This window comes from Pseudomonas sp. PS01303, from assembly GCF_029959385.1.
Lineage (GTDB): Bacteria > Pseudomonadota > Gammaproteobacteria > Pseudomonadales > Pseudomonadaceae > Aquipseudomonas > Aquipseudomonas rustica.
Genome location: NZ_JASCPK010000017.1, coordinates 49,922 through 66,010, shown reverse-complemented (window position 1 = coordinate 66,010; position 16,089 = coordinate 49,922). Strand labels below are relative to the sequence as shown.

The following is a 16,089-nucleotide window of genomic DNA, read 5'->3' as shown; positions in this document are numbered from 1 at the left end:
GGATTTATCCCCGATGGGTTGCGAAGCGACCCCGCTCTTATCCAGAAGAAGCAGGGACTGCTGCGCAGTCCATCGGGGATAAATCCCCTCGCCACAAAAACCTCCTCCCCACCAAAAACTTCTTCAACACTGGTGCAGCTCCGGAGATTGCCATGTCCTTCCTCCTCACCCATCTGCTGTCCCTGAGCGCCGCCCTGCTGCTGCTCGACGCGGTGCTCTGGCACTTCACGCCTTTCACCCATCGTGCGCCAAGAGTGGCTGTGCGGCTGGCGTTGTTTTTGGCCTTCACCGCGCTGGTGATCAACGCCGGTGTCAGCCCGCTGCAAGCACCGCTGTTCGCCGATGACCGCGTCGCGCAATTGGGTGCAACGGCGTTGGGGATTCTCTGGTGGTTGTACGCCGCACGGGTTTTGACCGAAGTGATCGGCCTGGCGCTGATGCGCCACATCGGCCACAGCGGTCGTTTGCTGCAAGACGTGATCGGTGCGCTGGTGTTTCTGGTGGCCATCGTTGCCGCCGCCGGTTACGTGCTGGAACTGCCGGTCAAAGGTTTGCTGGCGACCTCCGGCGTCGTCGCTATCGTCGTCGGTCTGGCGCTGCAAAGTACCTTGGCCGATGTGTTTTCCGGGATCGTCCTCAACACCACCAAGCCTTATCAGGTCGATGATCTGGTGATGATCGATGGCGTCGAAGGCAAGGTCTTCGACATCGACTGGCGTGCCACGCATCTGCTGACCAGCGCCGGCACCATGGCCGTAGTGCCCAACTCGGTGGCGGCGAAGGCGAAGATCGTCAACCTCAGCCGCCCGAACAACATGCACGGCGTGTCGATCAGCATTCAGGTGCCCAATCACATTCGTCCGCGCCGAGTGCTCGATGCACTGAATCGTACGCTGCAAGGCAGCAGCTCGCTGTTGCTGAGTCCGGCGCCAAAAGCCGTGCTGAAAGAGGCCGGCGAAACCATGTCGGAATACGTCGCCAGCGGTTTCATCGCTGAGTTGGGCAAGAAAGGCGAAGTGCGCAATCAACTGTTCGACCTCGCCCACCGGCATCTCGAAGCAGCAGGGGTTTCTCGGCATCCGGACGGCGTGATCGAACCGTCGAGCCGCGCACGTGCGTTGCTTGATGAAGTGAAAATCTTCCGCTCGCTGAGCAGCGATGAGCGTGATCGTCTGGCGGAATCGATGGTCGCTCAGCAGTACACAGCAGGCCAGGTGGTGCTGGGGCTGGATGAAGTGCCGGACAGTTTGTTCGTGATTGCCACGGGGGTGGTCAGTGCGACGGTGCCGGATGGTAATGAGCAGACTGAAGCCGGGCGCATGGGCCCGAGTGAGGTCATGGGTGAGCAGAGTATTCTGGCCGATACGCCGTCGCAGGCTACGTTTACCGCGTTGACGTCGAGCATCATTTATCGTCTCGACAAGAACCTCACTCGTCAGTGCATGGAACAGCGGACGGAGGTGGGTCGGGCGTTGAATAAATTGCAGGCGGTACGTCAACAGAACAGTCGCCTCGCGTTGATGGCTAAACCGGTGGCGGTGAGGAAAGGTGGTTTTTTGGGGTGGCTTCAAAAGCGTTGAAAGCAAAAGATCGCAGCCTGCGGCAGCTCCTACATTGGAATGCGATCCCCCTGTAGGAGCTGCCGCAGGCTGCGATCTTTTGATCTTACTTGGCGGTGAACTTGGTATAGCTGTTAATCAAGTTGCGATAGTTCGGCAAACGCTCCGACAGCAAATGCGCCAGACCTTCCATATCGTTGCGCCAATCCCCCTGCAGCTCGCACGCCACCGAGAACCAGTTCAGCAGGTGGGCACCCGCCGCCGACATCCGCGCCCACGCCGCCTGCTGCACGGTGGTGTTGAATGTGCCCGATGAGTCAGTCACGACAAACACTTCGTACCCTTCAGCAATCGCCGACAAAGTAGGGAACGCCACGCAAACATCAGTCACCACACCAGCGATGATCAGTTGTTTACGACCGGTCGCCTTGATCGCTTTGACGAAGTCTTCGTTGTCCCACGCATTGATCTGCCCCGGACGCTGAATGAACGGCGCATCCGGAAACTGCTCGCGCAGTTCAGGCACGATCGGGCCGTTCGGGCCGGCGTCGAAACTGGTGGTGAGGATGGTCGGCAGTTTGAAGAACTTGGCGATGTCGCCCAGCGCCAGCACGTTGTTCTTGAATTCGTTCGGGGTGAAATCCTGTACCAGCGAGATCAGGCCGGTCTGGTGATCGACCAACAATACAACCGCATCATCTTTGTTCAGACGTGTATAAGGAACGCTCATGGGAAAACTCCTGAGGGACGGATGGATGAAGCGTGAAGCGCCGACCGGTCGGCCGGCGCTTTGGGGGAGAATCAGAAAGCGAAGCAGGAGCAGCCGAACGCGCCCCAGAACCCGGCGAAGTCGCTGACCGGTGCGTTCGACATCCGCGCCTTTTCATGGCTGTGGGTGTGCACCGCGCAAGGGCCGCTGCACTGGTGAACCTGCGCCTGCAACGGCGAGTTCGGCCGCCAGTGGCCTGGGACTTTGACCACCGGCGACCAGTCCGGCAGCACCGGAATCGAGCGCGGCCCGAGGTCTTCAAAGTCACCAGCGGCGTAAACAATCTTGCCGCCGACCACGGTCAGTACCGACTCGATCCACTTGATCGCTTCTTCCTCGACATGGAAAAAGTCCGCACTCAACGCCGCCAGATCCGCCAGTTGCCCGACCTTGATCTGGCCTTTCTTGCCCTGCTCCGAGGAGAACCAGGCGCTGCCGTGGGTGAACAGTTCCAGCGCGGTGGTGCGCGGCAGACCTTCTTCGTACAGCGCCAGCCCGCCGACGGTGCGGCCGCTGACCATCCAGTACAGCGACGTCCACGGGTTGTAGCTGGAAACCCGCGTCGCATCGGTACCCGCGCCGACCGGGACACCTTCGGCAAGCATGCGTTTGATCGGTGGGGTCGCTTCGGCGGCTTGCTTGCCATAGCGGTCGACAAAATATTCACCCTGGAACGCCATGCGATCCTGAATCGCAATGCCGCCGCCCAGCGCTTTCACCCGCTCGATGTTCTGCGGGGTGATGGTTTCGGCGTGGTCGAAGAACCATGGCAAACCGTTGAAAGGAATGTCGCGATTGACCTTCTCGAACACGTCGAGCATGCGGCTGATCGATTCGTTGTACGTCGCGTGCAAACGGAACGGCCAGCGCTGTTCAACCAGGTGGCGCACCACCGGTTCCAACTCTTCTTCCATGGTCTGCGGCAGATCCGGGCGCGGTTCGAGGAAGTCTTCAAAGTCCGCTGCGGAGAACACCAGCATCTCGCCGGCGCCGTTGTGGCGCAGGTAGTCGTCGCCCTGATGCAACTTGACGCTGCCAGTCCAGTTCTGGAAATCGCTCAGTTCTTCTTTCGGTTTCTGGGTGAACAGGTTGTAGGCGATGCGCACGGTCAACTGGTCGTCTTTGGCCAGTTGCTCGATGACTTGATAATCGTCCGGGTAGTTCTGGAAACCACCGCCAGCATCGATCGCGCTGGTCAGGCCGAGGCGATTGAGTTCGCGCATGAACTGGCGGGTCGAGTTGACCTGATACTCCAGCGGCAGCTTCGGCCCTTTGGCCAGCGTCGAATAGAGAATCATCGCGTTCGGCCGCGCGACCAGCATGCCGGTCGGGTTGCCATTGCTGTCGCGAACGATCTCGCCACCCGGTGGGTTCGGCGTATCGCGGGTGTAACCGGCGACACGCAGCGCGGCGCGGTTGAGCAGCGCGCGGTCATACAAATGCAGGATGAACACCGGGGTGTCCGGCGCGGCCTGGTTGATTTCTTCGAGGGTCGGCATGCGTTTTTCGGCGAACTGGAATTCGTTCCAGCCACCGACCACGCGCACCCATTGCGGAGTCGGCGTACGGTCAGCCTGATCCTTGAGCATGCGCAGCGCATCGGCCAGCGACGGCACGCCTTCCCAGCGCAATTCTAGGTTGTAGTTCAAACCGCCACGGATCAGGTGCAAGTGCGAGTCGTTGAGTCCGGGGATCACGCAGCGGCCGTGCATATCGACCACTTGCGTGTTCGGCCCGCGCAGGGCCATGGCCTGGTTGTCGTTGCCGACGACCACGAAACGGCCATCGGTAATCGCCACGGCACTGGCCAGAGGTTTGGTGCGGTCTACGGTATGAAATTGGCCATTGAACAGAATCAGATCGGCGCTCATCGCAGTTCCTCAAGCAAAGTAAAAAGAAGCAAACCCCGCGCGCTCAGCGTGGCGAGGTTTCTTGGGAATCGAGGTGTTCATGGGCCTGACTGGCTTCGAGCCACGGCGCGAACAAGCGCGTGACGCGCGGCATGAACACGTACACCACCGACACGACGATGGTCAGAGTGATCAGAAACGTGGCGACCACGTAGTTGGAAAGCAGCGGATGCAATCTGAGCAGCGGCCCCCAGATCAGCGGCACCAGCAAGGTGTGCGGCAGAATCACCAGCAGCGTGATCACTGCTTGTTTCCAGCGCGGCGGTGGCGAAGCGGCTTCGGCCAGCGGCGAGAACCAGAACTCGTTGACCGGCGCGACTTCGGTCTGGTCGCCATCGGCAAGCATCGGCGCAGCTTCATCGACCAGCGCCTGACGCTGCGGCGATTCCAGCCACGATTGCATGGCGTCGGTGGAGCAAAAGCGCAGCACGCAGGTGTAGAAGTCGAGACCGGCACGTTTACCGCGCACCACATCAACCCCCAAGTGCCCTTCCCGCTGCCCCGCGACCCGCACGATATTGCGCAGCCAGGCTTCATACGCCGCCTCAAACCCGGCCTTGACCCGGTGCTTGACGATCAGCGTCACGGTCTCATCAGACCCCGGTGCTTTTGGACTCAGGACTTCAGGCATAACGCAGCACTCCGGGCAAACGGACATTGAGCGCCAGCCGTCCCGGCCCGGCGATAAATACAGTGGCAAACAGGATTAACAGCAACCAGCCGAACTGCCCCTCGGCCACACTCCATTGCGGATGCACGACCAACAACGCCACCAGCAGAACAAAGAGAATAGGCACGCAGGCCAATCGCGCCAGTACCCCGGCGACGATCAGTAGCGGACAGACGACTTCGGCAAAGATCGCCAGCATCAGGGTGAGGTGCGAACCGAGGTGGAACGGATCTTCGATCAGCTGTAGTTGCGCGCTGAAATCCAGCAGCTTGGGCAAGCCGTGTACCCACAGCAAAAACAACCCGCCGCTGACCCGCAGAAACAGCAAACCGGCGTCGCGTGCCCGTTCATCGCGTTGCAAAGCGTTCATGACCCCATCCTGGAAACTTCATCGACCTGAATAATGCCGATGCCGGGAAGGGAAAAATTGAACGGGTGTGCTCAGTTCGCCAGCGTGCCGGGATATTCAGCACACCGCAAAACCCTGTGGGAGATTGCTCGCGAAGGCGTCGGGCCAGTCGATTGATCGTTCCCACGCTCTGCGTGGGAATGCAGCCCGGGACGCTCCGCGTCCCTTCCCGGGCCGAACGCGGAGCGTCCGTTGAGGCATTCCCACGCAGAGCGTGGGAACGATCGTGTTCAGGCAGGTGGATTGAGGTTATCCAGCACCCGATTCACCGCGAGCTCGCCGAGCATGATCAACTGCGCAATTCCCAACAACGCCCGGCGCTGCGCTGCGGGCAAGAGGTGGGCGACGTCTTGGGCAATGGTTTTGGCTGAGGCGAGGGTTTCGCTGGCGTCGGTCAGTAGATCTTCGTTTTTGGTGTCGGCGGTGACGGCGTACATCCCACGGGTTTTACGTGGAGGCGGCGTAGAGCCGGGTGGGCAAAGGTAATGGTCGAGGGCGCGGTCGGCGGCTTGGTGGAGTTTTCTGGAATCGATGGATGCGTAGGGGGATGTGGGGTCGATGTCTGGTGGGTTTGGTGTGATTTTGAACATGGATGTTGCTCCTAGAGTCAATGGAGCTGCCACGATTCGCTGCGAGACGAATTAAGGTGGCAGCTATACGCGGGTCGCAGACCGGGACTCTAGAACCGGCAGACCCGAAGGTCTCCCACGTACAGCCGCCATGACAAAAACGAACAGATGAGTGTTCGACGATGGAAGATGTTGTGCGTCTAGAGATATGCGGGCTGCGAGACCCGATCACTGGTGTCAGTGACCGACCCACAATAGAACCCGGCTCCAGAGCGCACAAGCCGGCGGATTCTGTCTCAGCTGTAGGCAAAGGCGCAAGGTTGTGTAGCCTGAAAGAGTGTCTGCTGGTGTTGCTTAAACAGCGGTGTTTAAAACACCAAAAACTCAAGCATCACACAGCACCAATGTGGGAGCGGGCTTGCTCGCGAAGGCGTCGGGGCAGTCGATAAATGCTTTGACTGACACACCGCTTTCGCGAGCAGGCTCGCTCCCACAGGGGTCTTTTATTGTCTGTGAGATCGGCGCTGGGTTTAAATCGCAGGGATATCCAGCGGCGCCGCCATGAACTGACTGATCCGCGACCGCAACCACTTCTCCGCCGGATCGTTGTCATGCACCCCGCTCCACGCCATCGACAACTGCGCCGCATCAATCGGAAACGGCGGGTCTTCGGCACGCAACGCACAGCCTTCAACCAATGCACACGCCGCATAATCGGGCACGGTGGCGATCATTTCAGTACCCGCCAGCAACGCGCGCAACCCACTGAACTGTGGCACGCCGAGCACGACGCGGCGGCTGCGGCCGAGTTTGGCCAAGTCGAGGTCAATGTTGCCGCTCAAGTCGCCGGAGAACGAGACCATCGCGTGCGGGCGTGCGCAGTATTCGTCGAGCGTCAGCGGGCCTGGGCGATCGTCGCCGCGCAGGACTTTGCAGGGGATGTCGCGGAGTTTTTTGCGTTTGGCGTTGGCCGGCAGGTCGGTGGTGTAACTGACACCGACGGAGATTTCGCCGGACGCCAGCAGCGCCGGCATCAGCAGGTAGTTAGCGCGGCGCACCACGACGACGATGCCCGGAGCCTCTTCCTGAAGCTGACGCAACAACGGCGGGAACAGGCCAAATTCCGCGTCGTCCGACAAGCCGATCCGGAACACATCGCAGCTGCTTGCTGGCTCGAATTCCTTGGCGCGGCTGACGGCGCCGGAGATCACGTCCATGGCCGGTTGCAGTTCTTTAAGAATGTCGAGCGCGCGCGCCGTCGGCTCCATGGCGCGACCGTTGCGCAGCAGCAACGGATCATCGAACAGATCGCGCAAACGGCCTAACGCGGCGCTGACGGCGGGTTGGCCCATGAACAGTTTTTCGGCCACGCGGGTCAGGTTCTTTTCGAACATCAGTGCTTCGAATATCACCAGCAAGTTCATGTCGACGCGGCGCAGATCGTTACGGTTCATGGGCTCGATTTCCTTGTATGGCCAGCCAGACGCAAGTGCTACGCACTTTACTCGATCAACAGCCCATCCAGCGCGGGTCTGTTAAGCGAATTAACAACGATTAACTCGTCAGCCGTCAGCCCGCGCACAACAATCGATGGCCTGCGCAGCGTTGTTTTTTGACCTGAGGGAAAGCGCCGAGTGTGCGTTCCCCACCGACACGGATCCTGGCCATGGCTTATTCTCTGCAAACCGTCGCCCTCGCCCCTGCCTGCGAACCCGTCGTGCCACGCACCGGTGGCCTCAGCCCGCAACGGGTGCGGCGGGTCAAGCAACTGATCCTCGACCGTCTCGGCGAAAGTCTGGAAGTCACCGAACTGGCGCAGGCTTGCTCGCTGTCGCGCAGTCATTTTTCGCGAGCCTTCAAGTGCAGCACCGGCGTGTCGCCACAAGACTGGATACGCAGCCAACGCCTCGCCCGCGCCAAACTGTTGATCCAGCACACCGACCTGAGCCTGACGCAAATCAGCCTGGAATGCGGTTTCTGCGATCAAGCGCACTTCTGCCATATTTTTACTCGCAGCGAAGGGATCAATCCGTTCGCCTGGCGCTGCCAGGTCATGCGTGAACCGAGAAGTCCTCGCCCACTGTCATGAAGTTTTGAACCCACCACTCACACCAGCCGTTGCACCGATGCTCAAACCTGAGGATTATGCCCGGACACCGCGAAACAGACGCCCTGCGCGCTCGCCCAGTGCTGTTTCGTCCTGTCCGCTGCAGCACCGCAGGAGTGAGTGGTTGAGTCTTCCGTCAAATCAGGCCATCGGTTTCGGCCCTTATCGGATTTACCCGGCACAACGGCTGGTGCTTGAGGGTGAGCAACCGTTGCGTCTGGGTCGCCGGGCCATGGACATTCTCCTGATTTTGCTGGCGCACGCCGGCGAAGTGGTGAGCAAGCAGGCGTTGATGGCCGGAGTGTGGCCGGACAGCGTTGTCGAAGACATCAATTTGCGCGTGCACATGGCCGCCTTGCGCAAAGCACTCGGCGATGGTCAGGCCGGTCAGCGCTACATCGTCACCGTGGCGCAGCGGGGTTACAGCTTTGTCGCACCGATTCTGCAACAGAACATCGATCAACAACCCGCTGGCACGCACGTTGGGCGACATAACCTGCCGCTGCGGCGTACACGGATGATCGGCCGCCAAATGCTGGTCGACAGCCTGATGACGCAATTGCCGCGTCAGCGCTGCATCACCTTGGTCGGCCCCGGCGGAATCGGCAAAACCACGGTTGCCCTGCGCGTTGCCGAGCAATTGATCGGGCATTATCGAGACGGCATTCGCTTGCTCGATCTGGCACCGCTGTCCGACCCGCGAATGATCTACTCGCACCTGGCTGCCCTTCTCGACACGTTGCTCAACGATCACGATCCGCAGACCAGTCTGATCAACGCCCTGCGCGATCGGCAAATGCTGCTGGTGATCGACAATTGCGAGCACTTGATCGACGCCGTCGCCCTGCTCAGCGAGAGCATTTTGCGCGGCGCGCCGCAGGTGCACATTCTGGCGACCAGTCGCGAAAGCCTGCGCGCCGAGGGCGAGTATGTGCAGCGGCTGGAATCCCTCGACTGCCCGCCGGACATCGTCCTCAACCGCGCGCAGGCATTGAGTTTTGCAGCCCTGCAACTGTTCGTCGAACGGGCCATGGCCGCTTGCGAAAACTTTGAAATCAGCGACGCCGAACTGCCGCTGGCGATTGAAATCTGCCGACGCCTCGACGGTATTCCGCTGGCGCTGGAGTTGGCGGCCGCGCAGATCGGCGAATTGGGATTGAGCGGTTTGTCGAAGCAGTTGCAGGGGCGTTTGCCGCCCGTGGCGCCGGACAATCAGGATCGTCACATCACACTGCGGGCCACGCTGGACTGGAGTTTCAATTTGCTCACCGCTTGTGAGCAAACCTGCTTGCGCCGGCTGGGGGTGTTTCGCGGCGGCTTCACGCTAGAGTCCGCTGCGGCAGTCATTGGTGGCCAGCACCTCACGCCCGGTGAAGTGTTTGGCTCGATCACGCAATTGGTCGCCAAATCACTGCTGAACGTTGAAGTCGGCGATGAAGAGGTGTTCTACCGCTTGCTCGACACCACCCGCCGTTATGCCCTGGAAAAACTCTATATGTCGGGCGAGCTTGGACAGACCCGCAAGCGCCACGCGGAGCGCTGTCTGGCGCTGATGCATCAGGCGCAGAGCGCTTGGGAACACACGCCGACCACGCTGTGGATCGAGCGCTATGCCCGAGGTCTGGAAGATTTGCGCGCGGCGCTGGACTGGAGCCTGAACGGTGACGGCCCGGATGAGCTGGCGATTCGATTGGCCGCCGCTTCCGCGCCGTTATGGCAGGAACTGTCGCTGCTCAAGGAATACGGCGGTTACGTGCGTCAGGCGCTGTCCCTGCTCGAGGATGCCGAGACGCCTTGTCCGCGTCTGCAAATTGCCTTGAATCTCGCACTCGGCAGCGCCTGTTATCACACTTGGGGCGGCACCCCGGAAACCATTGAGGCTTTCGCCAGTGCCACTGCGCTGGCCCATCAGCATGGCGATGTCGCCGGGCAACTGCGGGCGGTGTCGGGGCACATGGCGGTCAACCTGAGTTGCGGAAACTATCAAATGGCCCTTGAGCAGAGCGAACAATTCGATCGCCTCGGCCTGCACGGCGATCCGCTTTTGACATTAAGTACTCACCGTTTGCGCGTGCTGGCGCTGCACTACGCCGGCGACCAGACGCAGGCGCGCATCCACGCCGAACAAGTGATTCAGCGCATGGCGCAGAGCGGTCACCTCAATCGCTTCACCCACGGCTTCGGCGTGCAATACGACCAGAGCGTCGCTTCGCTGACCGTACTCGCCCGCGTGTTGTGGTTGCAGGGTTTTCCCGAACAGGCGTGGAATACGGCGCGGCAGGCGCTGGACATCGCGGTGCAGATCAATCATGGCACCTCGATTTGCTACACCCTGGCGCTGGCCACTTGTCTGATCGCGCATTACAACGGTGATGAGCAGAACGCGCGGGCCTTGCTGCGTCTTTTGCTGGAGCAGTCGCAGAAGCATTCGGTGCTGCTGTTTCATACGTGGGGGCGGCATTACGCGCAGGTGATTGATGCTGAGACGGCGACGGTTGTGCGGGCGGAGGGTGGCGGGTTGATCCGGGAAATCATGGTGACGCTGGACAGTGGTTTTGTGGATGACGCGTTACTGGAGCGGGCGCGCAGTGGTGCGGCGGGTTGGAGCACGGCGGAGATATTGCGGGCTCGGGCGGAGCAGCTTTTGGCTGAAGATTTGGGCTGTGAGGAAGGAAGCCTTCGCGAGCAGGCTCGCTCCCACAGAGATTTATGCCCGACGCAATGCCAATGTGGGAGCGAGCCTGCTCGCGAAGGCGCCAGATCAAACATCACAAAAACCCAAGAAGCAGAACATCTCTTGCTCCAGGCCCTGTCCATCGCCCAATCCCAAGGCGCACTAGCCTGGGAGCTACGCAGCGCCACGTCACTGGGACAGCTCTGGCAGCAACAATCCCGTTACCAAGAAGCCCTTGATCTGCTGACCCCGATCCATCAGCGCTTTACCGAAGGCTACGCCACCCCGGACTTGCGCAAAGTGCGCCAGCTACTCGACAAGTTGCGCAGTCAAACGCAAGCCTGAAACCCGGGATGACCGCCGCAGAAAATGTAGATGGCGATGTTCAAAATCACCGCTGATGAGTTTTGCCCGCGCGTACAACCGAGTGGTGTTGAGCATTCGATAGTGCAACGCCCCCTCCCCGCGCTTTACCGTTAGTAATGACTTCTGCACCAGTTGATCAATGATCAACTGCCCGTGTGCCTCGGCGAGCACCGCCAGCGCCGCCTCAAGCGTAAAAGCCACTTTGAACACCGACAAACGTTGCAGCACCCGCTGCTGTTGTTCGCTCAAGCGCTGATAGCTCCAGTCCAGCGCGGCTTGCAGGGTCTGATGCCTTGGCTCAGCAGTGCGTCGCCCCTGAAGTTGCAGACAATTACTCAATTGCGCCTGCAACCCCACCAGCGCCAGCGCATCAATTTGCGCTGCCGCCAGTTCTATCGCCAACGGCAAACCGTCGAGGCGCCGACAGATTTCGCGCACGACTTCCAGATCCTGCAGCCGCAGGCAAAACCCCTGCTGACGTGCGCGGGCGCGGCTGACAAACAGCTGCACCGCCGAATAACCCATGGTTTCTTCGACACTGCCCAGCGCGCTCGACGGGGGAAGGCTCAGCGGTGGCAGGTGCTGCACGGTTTCCAGATCGGCTTGCAGCGCTTCGCGGCTGGTCACGAGGATCGACAAGCGCGGTGCCGCATTCAACAGCTTCTCCACCAGAAACCTGCAGGCGTCGCGCAGATGCTCGCAGTTGTCGAGCAGCAACAGCGTATGACGACTGGCCAACGTGGCGAGATCGGTATTTAGCGTTTGCAAAACGTGATCAAACAGCGCCGTGCCATCGTCGACAGGCGCCAGATCCACCCGCCACACGCCATCGCGAAAGTGCTGCAACAACAACTCGGCCGCGCGCAACGCCACCGTGGACTTCCCGACCCCGGCCGGGCCCGTCACGCTCATCAACCGGCACAACGGCAGTTGGCGCACCATCGAACCGACTAACGAATCGCGGCCGGTCACCGGCGTCAGTCGTGCCGGCAGATTGTGCTGGGGCGCTTGCAGGGTTTCGAACACCACTTGCGCGGTATTGTCGCCCCGCACCGGGGCCACGAAGCTGTAACCGCATTGCGGCACATTGACGATGTAGCGCTGGCCATTTTCACCGTCACCCAGCGCTCGGCGCAGCGCGGCAATGTGCACGCGCAAATTGATCTCTTCGACCACCGACGTCGGCCAGACCAGCGCAATCAAGTGCTCCTTCTTGACCACTCGACCGGCGCGCTCGACCAGCACTTGCAGAATGTCCAGCGCGCGCCCGCCCATGCGCAATTGCCGATCCCCTTCCAGGATCAGCCGCTGGCGCAAGTGGAACGCGTAAGGGCCAAAATGCAGCACTGACGCCGAGGTCAAATCGATGGGGCTGTTCATGCCATCATCTTGGCAGCCTCAAGTGACGGTACAACTGCCACGCGGGGCGCAACACGGACTTCCGGGTGCGTGAAACGGACAGAACCGCTCTAGCTGAACTGTTCGCGGTACTGCGCGGGGGTCAGACCGAGCTTTTCTGCAAACAGAAAACGCATATGGCGGACGCTGCCGAAACCACTTTTGTAAGCCACGGTTTTCAGCGGCAAGTCGCTGGTTTCAAGCAAATTACGGGCGCAATCGATGCGCGCACTTTGCAGAAACTCCATCGGCGTCATGTCGACGTCACGGCTGAACAGGCGCGCGAAATGCCGCGCACTCATGTTCGCCAGTCCTGCCATGCGCTCGATGGTGAACGCCTCGTCGAGGTGTTCGAGGACGTAATTCTGCACGCGGGTAATCGGCGTTTCCTGCGGCGCAACCGCAGCCATCAATGGGCTGAACTGCGCCTGACCGCCCTGACGTTTCATGACCACCAGCAACACTTTGGCGACATTCTGCGCGAGCGTCTTGCCGTGGTCTTGAGCGACTACAGCCAACGCCAGATCGATGCCCGCGGTGACCCCACCCGAAGTGATCAGGTTGCGATCCTCGACGAAAATCTGATCGGTCGCGACATCTGCCTTGGGAAATCCCTTGATCAGACGTTCGGTGTAATTCCAGTGGGTGGTCACGCGATAGCCGTCGAGCAACCCGGCGTGTCCCAGCACAAATGCGCCGGTACAGATTGACCCGTAGCGCTCGGCCCGACTGACCGCGCCCTTCAACCAATTGAGCAACGGCGGAGATTTGTCGTTGTAGGCACCGGGGCCGCCCGGCACCAACAGCAAGTCGTAGTACTCGTCTGTCTGCTCAATATGGCGGTCGGCATGTACCAACACGCCATTTGAAGCACGCAGGGGGCCCGGCTCGGTACCCAGAGTGGTCAATTGGTAATGTGCTTCAGCCTTCAAAAAGCGGTTGGCGACCGAAAACACTTCCAGTGGCCCGGCCATGTCCAGCAGAAGAAAGTCGGGGAACAGCACCATTGCCACGGTTTTCATGGAAGATTTCACTGAGTTCAAAGAAAGAAAGACGCACCGGATACGCGAGGCATTATGGCCAACTGCAGCGCAGACGTCGGAAAAAATGCATGAACCACCGCGCAAAACTGTCAACCTGATCAGGACAGTCTTTCAATTTTCATCTACTTATTGCACTCGGCAATTACCAGTAACCTTCTTCTCACTCGGACGAATTAACGTCCCGTAAGGAGATTTCATCATGCTGACTCTTCGCAAAGCCTCCGATCGTGGCCTCGCCAATCATGGCTGGTTGAAGTCGTTCCACACCTTTTCCTTCGCCAGCTACCGCGACCCGCGTGAACAGGGTTTCTCTGACCTGCTGGTGATCAACGATGACCGCGTTGCTGCCGGTAAGGGTTTCGGCCAACACCCGCACCGAGACATGGAGATCTTTTCCTACGTGCTGGAAGGCGCGCTGGAACACAAAGACACCTTGGGCACCGGTTCGGTCATCCGCCCCGGTGATGTGCAACTGATGAGCGCCGGCAGCGGCGTGGCGCACAGCGAGTTCAACCACTCGGCGACCAAGCCTGTGCACTTCCTGCAAATCTGGATAGTGCCGGAAGTCAGTGGCGCCAAACCGCGTTATCAGCAGGAGCACTTCAGCGCCGAGAAAAAACGCGGTCGCCTGCAATTGATCATCTCGCCGGACGGCAAAGATGGATCGCTGAAAGTACGCCAGGATGCGCGAGTGTATGCCGGCCTCTTCGATGGCAAGGAAAGCGCCACACTGAAACTGGCCGCTGACCGTTATGCTTACGTGCATGTGGCACGGGGCAGCGTTGAACTCAATGGCGTGCAATTGCAGGAAGGCGATGGTGTGCGGGTTCGTGACGAACAGGCACTGACCTTGAGCAATGGCGTAGACGCCGAGGTGCTGGTGTTTGACTTGCGGCCGCAGGAATTGCCGCAGATGCCATAAGCAGTATTTCAACGCCAACAGAAACGGCCTTCTTTTGAAGGCCGTTTTTTATTGTGGCGGTACCGGTATTTGCAACGAGGCCGGCTTTTGCACGCTGATGTCTTTGCCCAGTTGGATCGCTGCGAGCGTAGTCTGCAGGGTAGTCAGCACGGCGGCTTGATTGGCGAAGTGCGCGGCCACGACGATGGTGATCACTCCGAAAAAATGTACGGCAGTCGCTGCCCAGTAATTAGCCTTCACAGTCGATGCCTGTTTGATGGCTTCTTTTGACTCTTCGGCGATTTTTTGCACTCCGGCCCACATCAAATCATAGCGTTTATCGCGCTCTGCTTGAGTCTGATCCCGCTCCAATCGAGTATTGTCCCGCTCGGCCTGGGCCGAAAGAAAGGCATCGAATCTCGCCGACACACCCTCAAGCCGAGCATCCATTCTGGCTTCTATGGTTTCTATCTTTGCATTGAATTCTTCGCGACTGATTGCACTCATGGTTTGGGTATTCCGACCTTGTCTCGACAGGTCACTGATTAAGTTTTGACTGAATTCCGTAGTTTTCAATTCGACACCTTCCTGGGTCTACCGACACCGTCCCTGGTACTCCACATCAGTGCGAGCCTTTGGCCTCTCACCGAGCTGTCGTAACGATAGAACCCGCCCAGTCGGCTGACAAGCCAGCCGATTCTGCCTGTTTTGTAGGCCGTTTCGTCAGAAGACGTAGCCCTTGCATCTAGTCATTCTCAGCTGCAAACACGTCGACAATCTGCTCGATCACCGCCCTCACCCGCGCGGTATGGCGCAGATCCGCGTGGGTCACCAGCCACACGTCGTACGGTAACGGTCGAGTACGTTCGGGCCAGAGTCTGACCATTCCATCGCGCTCGCCCATGTACACGGGAATTTCTCCTACACCGAGACCGGCCGCCATTGCCCGGCGCACCAACAGGCTAGAGCCGAGGCCGGCAACAATCCGCCCGCGAGTCATCGGTTCAGAGACCAGCGTCAGGTCTTTATTGCCCTGCAGATACGGCTGATAGACCACCAGATCATGCCCCTCGAACGCCGAGCCCGGTTGCGGAATGCCCTTGGCATCGACGTACGCTTGCGAAGCGAACAAACCCACCGGCCAGCGGGCAATCCGCCGGGCGATCAGATCCGGATTGTCCGGCCGCGTATTGCGCACGGCGATGTCCGCCTCGCGCTTGGCCAGACTGAGAATCTGCGTGGACGCGTCCAGTTGCACGCGTACGTCCGGGTGCAGCTCGTGCAGGCGGGCAATGGCCGGAATCAGAAAGTCGATGGCCAGCGAATCGGTAGTGCTGACGCGCACATTGCCGGTCAGGCGATCGTCGAGCCCCTGAATCTGTCGCTCAAGCTCCAGCGCCGAATGCTCCATCTTCTCCACGTTCTTCAGCGCGGCCTCACCCACCGCCGTCAACGCGTAACCGTCGGAGGTGCGCAGGAACAACGTCGCACTCAGGGACTTTTCCAGCGCAGTGATGCGTCGCCCTACTGTCGCTTGATCAACTCCCAGCACCCGCGCTGCGCCGCGTAACGTCGACTCGCGACAAACCGCGAGAAACACCCGCGCATCATCCCAATTCATGCTGTCTCCTGATGATGCAAATCCGCATCAGTGCGCCGCTTAATCGCTGCGCGAATGCAGCAACAATAGCCGATACCCTCAGCGCCATATACC

The 16,089-nt window shown here is 59.9% G+C and carries 14 protein-coding genes; 4 read left to right on the top strand and 10 right to left on the bottom strand.

Annotated features, from left to right (window positions below):
- The first annotated feature begins 152 nt into the window (after positions 1–152).
- Positions 153–1,580, top strand: coding sequence for a mechanosensitive ion channel family protein (locus QMX93_RS08445; RefSeq protein WP_282354542.1), 1,428 nt, complete (start codon positions 153–155; stop codon positions 1,578–1,580).
- Positions 1,581–1,665: 85 nt separating this feature from the next.
- Here QMX93_RS08445 and ycaC read toward each other — a convergent pair whose 3' ends face one another.
- The 6 genes from ycaC to QMX93_RS08415 all read right to left on the bottom strand — a co-directional run bounded on the left by ycaC (position 1,666) and on the right by QMX93_RS08415 (position 7,340).
- Positions 1,666–2,289: an isochorismate family cysteine hydrolase YcaC gene (ycaC, locus tag QMX93_RS08440; RefSeq protein WP_007913541.1), complete on the bottom strand. Its 624-nt coding sequence runs from the start codon at positions 2,287–2,289 to the stop codon at positions 1,666–1,668.
- A 71-nt stretch (positions 2,290–2,360) separates the two neighbouring features.
- Positions 2,361–4,199: an amidohydrolase gene (locus QMX93_RS08435; protein WP_282354532.1), complete on the bottom strand. Its 1,839-nt coding sequence runs from the start codon at positions 4,197–4,199 to the stop codon at positions 2,361–2,363.
- Between the two features lie 43 nt (positions 4,200–4,242).
- Entirely contained in the window at positions 4,243–4,869 is a 627-nt protein-coding gene (locus QMX93_RS08430; protein ID WP_053119045.1) for an antibiotic biosynthesis monooxygenase, read from the bottom strand.
- Positions 4,862–5,278, bottom strand: coding sequence for a DoxX family protein (locus QMX93_RS08425; RefSeq protein ID WP_282354530.1), 417 nt, complete (start codon positions 5,276–5,278; stop codon positions 4,862–4,864). Before QMX93_RS08425 ends, QMX93_RS08430 begins: the two co-directional genes overlap by 8 nt.
- Before the next feature lie 269 nt (positions 5,279–5,547).
- Positions 5,548–5,907, bottom strand: a complete 360-nt coding sequence (locus QMX93_RS08420) for a DUF6124 family protein (protein WP_053119041.1) — start codon at positions 5,905–5,907, stop codon at positions 5,548–5,550.
- 509 nt (positions 5,908–6,416) lie between these two features.
- Positions 6,417–7,340, bottom strand: a complete 924-nt coding sequence (locus QMX93_RS08415; RefSeq protein WP_053119039.1) for a LysR family transcriptional regulator — start codon at positions 7,338–7,340, stop codon at positions 6,417–6,419.
- A gap of 212 nt (positions 7,341–7,552) precedes the next feature.
- Between QMX93_RS08415 and QMX93_RS08410 the strand changes: the two genes are divergently transcribed.
- Together QMX93_RS08410 and QMX93_RS08405 are read left to right on the top strand one after the other, a co-directional pair.
- Positions 7,553–7,975, top strand: a complete 423-nt coding sequence (locus QMX93_RS08410; protein ID WP_282354524.1) for an AraC family transcriptional regulator — start codon at positions 7,553–7,555, stop codon at positions 7,973–7,975.
- A 142-nt stretch (positions 7,976–8,117) separates the two neighbouring features.
- Positions 8,118–11,012 carry a winged helix-turn-helix domain-containing protein gene (locus QMX93_RS08405; RefSeq protein WP_282354523.1) on the top strand — a complete coding sequence of 965 codons (2,895 nt, stop codon included), beginning with the start codon at positions 8,118–8,120 and terminating at the stop codon, positions 11,010–11,012.
- On the opposite strand, the gene QMX93_RS08400 is transcribed toward QMX93_RS08405, so the two are convergent.
- Both QMX93_RS08400 and QMX93_RS08395 read right to left on the bottom strand, forming a co-directional pair.
- Positions 10,977–12,413 carry a winged helix-turn-helix domain-containing protein gene (locus tag QMX93_RS08400; protein WP_282354521.1) on the bottom strand — a complete coding sequence of 479 codons (1,437 nt, stop codon included), beginning with the start codon at positions 12,411–12,413 and terminating at the stop codon, positions 10,977–10,979. The two genes, QMX93_RS08405 and QMX93_RS08400, sit on opposite strands and share 36 nt — an antisense overlap.
- 89 nt (positions 12,414–12,502) lie before the next feature.
- Entirely contained in the window at positions 12,503–13,453 is a 951-nt protein-coding gene (locus tag QMX93_RS08395; RefSeq protein WP_159815535.1) for a GlxA family transcriptional regulator, read from the bottom strand.
- Between the two features lie 220 nt (positions 13,454–13,673).
- Between QMX93_RS08395 and QMX93_RS08390 the strand changes: the two genes are divergently transcribed.
- On the top strand, positions 13,674–14,396 hold the full coding sequence (locus tag QMX93_RS08390) for a pirin family protein (protein ID WP_282354517.1): 723 nt from the start codon (positions 13,674–13,676) through the stop codon (positions 14,394–14,396).
- A 48-nt stretch (positions 14,397–14,444) separates the two neighbouring features.
- Here QMX93_RS08390 and QMX93_RS08385 read toward each other — a convergent pair whose 3' ends face one another.
- Complete coding sequence (locus QMX93_RS08385) at positions 14,445–14,882, bottom strand: hypothetical protein (protein ID WP_282354515.1); 438 nt, start codon at positions 14,880–14,882, stop codon at positions 14,445–14,447.
- A 238-nt stretch (positions 14,883–15,120) separates the two neighbouring features.
- Complete coding sequence (locus QMX93_RS08380) at positions 15,121–15,996, bottom strand: LysR family transcriptional regulator (RefSeq protein WP_282354513.1); 876 nt, start codon at positions 15,994–15,996, stop codon at positions 15,121–15,123.
- Positions 15,997–16,089 lie beyond the last annotated feature (93 nt).

Excerpts from the sequence above, each read along its gene's own strand:
- QMX93_RS08445 (WP_282354542.1), top strand. The coding sequence starts at position 153 with ATGTCCTTCCTCCTCACCCATCTGCTGTCCCTGAGCGCCGCCCTGCTG.
- ycaC (WP_007913541.1), bottom strand. The coding sequence starts at position 2,289 with ATGAGCGTTCCTTATACACGTCTGAACAAAGATGATGCGGTTGTATTG.
- QMX93_RS08435 (WP_282354532.1), bottom strand. The coding sequence starts at position 4,199 with ATGAGCGCCGATCTGATTCTGTTCAATGGCCAATTTCATACCGTAGAC.
- QMX93_RS08430 (WP_053119045.1), bottom strand. The coding sequence starts at position 4,869 with ATGCCTGAAGTCCTGAGTCCAAAAGCACCGGGGTCTGATGAGACCGTG.
- QMX93_RS08425 (WP_282354530.1), bottom strand. The coding sequence starts at position 5,278 with ATGAACGCTTTGCAACGCGATGAACGGGCACGCGACGCCGGTTTGCTG.
- QMX93_RS08420 (WP_053119041.1), bottom strand. The coding sequence starts at position 5,907 with ATGTTCAAAATCACACCAAACCCACCAGACATCGACCCCACATCCCCC.
- QMX93_RS08415 (WP_053119039.1), bottom strand. The coding sequence starts at position 7,340 with ATGAACCGTAACGATCTGCGCCGCGTCGACATGAACTTGCTGGTGATA.
- QMX93_RS08410 (WP_282354524.1), top strand. The coding sequence starts at position 7,553 with ATGGCTTATTCTCTGCAAACCGTCGCCCTCGCCCCTGCCTGCGAACCC.
- QMX93_RS08400 (WP_282354521.1), bottom strand. The coding sequence starts at position 12,413 with ATGAACAGCCCCATCGATTTGACCTCGGCGTCAGTGCTGCATTTTGGC.
- QMX93_RS08395 (WP_159815535.1), bottom strand. The coding sequence starts at position 13,453 with ATGAAAACCGTGGCAATGGTGCTGTTCCCCGACTTTCTTCTGCTGGAC.
- QMX93_RS08390 (WP_282354517.1), top strand. The coding sequence starts at position 13,674 with ATGCTGACTCTTCGCAAAGCCTCCGATCGTGGCCTCGCCAATCATGGC.
- QMX93_RS08385 (WP_282354515.1), bottom strand. The coding sequence starts at position 14,882 with ATGAGTGCAATCAGTCGCGAAGAATTCAATGCAAAGATAGAAACCATA.
- QMX93_RS08380 (WP_282354513.1), bottom strand. The coding sequence starts at position 15,996 with ATGAATTGGGATGATGCGCGGGTGTTTCTCGCGGTTTGTCGCGAGTCG.